4 protein-coding genes are annotated in these 2,645 nt (G+C 58.2%); 1 reads left to right on the forward strand and 3 read right to left on the reverse strand.

The genetic code is table 11. The features are described 5' to 3' along the window. Together AC6RA8_RS22050 and AC6RA8_RS22055 are read right to left on the reverse strand one after the other, a co-directional pair. Window positions 1-783, reverse strand: a 783-nt coding sequence (locus AC6RA8_RS22050; protein WP_500355922.1) for a hypothetical protein, incomplete at its 3' end; no start/stop codon positions are given. 277 nt (window positions 784-1,060) lie between these two features. After that, window positions 1,061-1,636 carry a hypothetical protein gene (locus AC6RA8_RS22055; RefSeq protein ID WP_500355924.1) on the reverse strand — a complete coding sequence of 192 codons (576 nt, stop codon included), beginning with the start codon at window positions 1,634-1,636 and terminating at the stop codon, window positions 1,061-1,063. A gap of 126 nt (window positions 1,637-1,762) precedes the next feature. Here AC6RA8_RS22055 and AC6RA8_RS22060 point away from each other — a divergent pair, with 126 nt between their 5' ends. Further along, window positions 1,763-1,945, forward strand: coding sequence for a hypothetical protein (locus AC6RA8_RS22060; protein WP_500355926.1), 183 nt, complete (start codon window positions 1,763-1,765; stop codon window positions 1,943-1,945). Window positions 1,946-2,027: 82 nt separating this feature from the next. Here AC6RA8_RS22060 and AC6RA8_RS22065 read toward each other — a convergent pair. Continuing rightward, a partial coding sequence (locus AC6RA8_RS22065) for a glutamine amidotransferase-related protein (RefSeq protein ID WP_500355928.1) occupies window positions 2,028-2,645 on the reverse strand: 618 nt, incomplete at its 5' end.

Here is a 2,645-nt window from a genome sequence, read left to right on the forward strand (position 1 = left end):
GGAGACGCCGAAGGCAATCAACGCGGCGGCCTCGCACCAGAAGGTCCAGTTGCCCACATCCCACCACAACCAAGGCACGCCCGTCAGCCAAGGGATCAACGCAGCACTGCCCATGGCAAGGATCGCAAGGACGATGACAGTGCCCGCAGCATAGTAGATGGTGTTCCGAATGAGCTTGATCTTTGTCAGCCTTCCGTTTGCATCGCGTTGATGGTCCTCGACAGCTGTGAACACAAAAAAGCAAAACCAGGCGAGAAAGAAGAATACGACCGCAGCGGATGCGTAGTGGATGACGCTTGCGTATTCGAAAAGTCGAAACGCGGTGGTCGGATCAAAGGTGCGGTCCAGGGTTGGCGCACCTTCGACAAGGCGCATGGTCAGTTTCGGCCGCGCCGCGAAAACCTCGGTGTCGCACCCCCAGCCGCTGGTTGGAAAGAGGGCGATACCGAAGGCTCCGATCCCGGCATATGTTGCCAGCCGGTTTTCGGCGCCCAGTCTGTCTTCGCCGCGGTATACGATGAGGTAGGCACCGATGAAGCACAGTGCACCGGTAAAAACCGTGCCCCAGAGCGGTGCGTAGTAGAAATGGCTGATGGAGTAGCGAAAGCAGGTGTCGATGTAGGGATTGTCCGAGGGTAGGTGGGACGCGATCCAAAGGATGACGGGTAAGCCAACTGCGACACTGCCGACCACCCGCGCAAGCGCGCGTTGATCAATTGCTGAGTAACTGCCTTCGTCTGTCGCCGGGGTGTATCGATCGTGTCCCACTTGAAACAATGGCATGGGTCCCCTCCGAAATTGAACGTGTTAAATGCGGAAGATGCTACTCATTTTGCGGGAGTTTTGCGAATGAATTCCGGTACGCGCCCTTGTTGCGGTCCCACCAGCCGCGAAGCGTGGCCGGATCGGGGTATCATCCGTCAGGCAGGGAACCGCAGTACCGCGCAACCGAAATCCGCCCAAAGCGCAAGCGTTTGGAGATTTTGGTGGTCAGATCAGCAGGTGTGCACGATCTTGACGCGGAACAGTCGCGTCAACATGGACCTTTTGCATGCCGACTTCACGCCCGGTTCCTGACGGACCAGAGGATTTCATTTCTGCTTGTATAGCGGCCTACAGACCGCTGGGTCTGTTCAGTGCACCGTTGTTTGATGATGTGGCCGAGGTGATCGGCACGTTGGACCGGGAATTCGGTATTCTGGATCCTGTCGTGGGGAGCGAACGTGGCGAAACCTATACCGTATTGCTGGCTCTGGACACGGAAACGGCCGTCTACATCAGTCTGCGCAATATCGGTACGTACCGGCAAACGGTGACGGACATGCTGAGCTGTTTTGCCGATGACGTTGTCGTTGATGAAGAAGGTCTGGACGGGATTGTGACGTTGCACGCCAAGGGGCGTTTGAAGGCTGGCACGTTGGACGTGGAACCCGCGCATTTCGATGTCACGCAGAGCTTTGCACCAGACTGGCCGTGGGCAGATGCGTTTTTTGTCGAGCAGATGTTGGGGCGTGCGCTGGAAGCGAGGTCGGTGCGATGCTTTCGCATGACAGGGCCGGACCCGGAACGTGCAGTTTATGTTTTCCCGCCACATGAAGACGGTGCTGATGTCCTGCGCCGTTTTGAGGCTGAGCATCTTGAGGACTGGGAACGCAGCCATGAGTTGTTGCCAGAGAACCTCCCTGACCTGCCGCAACCCACGCCGGACACGATCAATGACCTTTATGAGGAGCTTGGTCTGGACTCTGTGCGAGACAAGGACATGGACCTTGAATACTTCGAGATGTTGACCGCCGAGTACCTCAGGAAAGCCAATTTCCAACCATCAAAGTGGCAGGTTGGCTATGACTGGTTTGTCCGGGTCCTATGGGTGATCGTGATCTTGTACGCTATTCGCGTGGCATTGCTGCTTGCCTTTGGGGTCGGCCTGGACTGGCCCATCTAGCTACGCTGGTGAACCTGCCCGTGAATGTTACTCCCCCAAGTATTTCAGGCAACTAGCTGCCTTGGCAAGGCCCGGTTCGGGGTCATACCAGCCGCGACATATCCTTGGCCGCACGCACGAAATCCTGGAAGAGCGGGTGGGGATCGAAGGGCTTGGATTTCAGTTCCGGATGGAACTGCACGCCGATGAACCACGGGTGATCTGACCATTCCACGATCTCTGGCAGGCGGCCGTCCGGCGACATGCCCGAAAAGCTGAGCCCCGCCTTTTCCAACTGCTCGCGGTACTTAATGTCGACCTCGTAGCGGTGGCGGTGGCGTTCGTCGATCGTCGTGGTGCCATAGGCTTCGGCGACCCGGCTGCCTGCCGTCAATGTGGCGTCATAGGCCCCTAGTCGCATGGTGCCGCCCTTGTCGTCGCCGACCTTGCGTTCGACCTTGTGGTTGCCTTGCACCCATTCCTTGAGGTGGTAGACCACCGGCTCAAACCGTTTCTTGCCGGCCTCGTGGTCAAATTCCTCGGACCCTGCGGTTTTCAGACCAGCCACGTTGCGCGCCGCTTCGATCACCGCCATTTGCATGCCGAGACAGATGCCAAGGTACGGCACCTTGCGGGTGCGGGCGAACTCGGCTGCCTTGATCTTGCCTTCGGTGCCACGCTCGCCAAAGCCGCCGGGGACAAGGATGGCGTTGAAGCCTTC

The sequence above is a fragment of the Tateyamaria sp. genome, assembly GCF_059783535.1.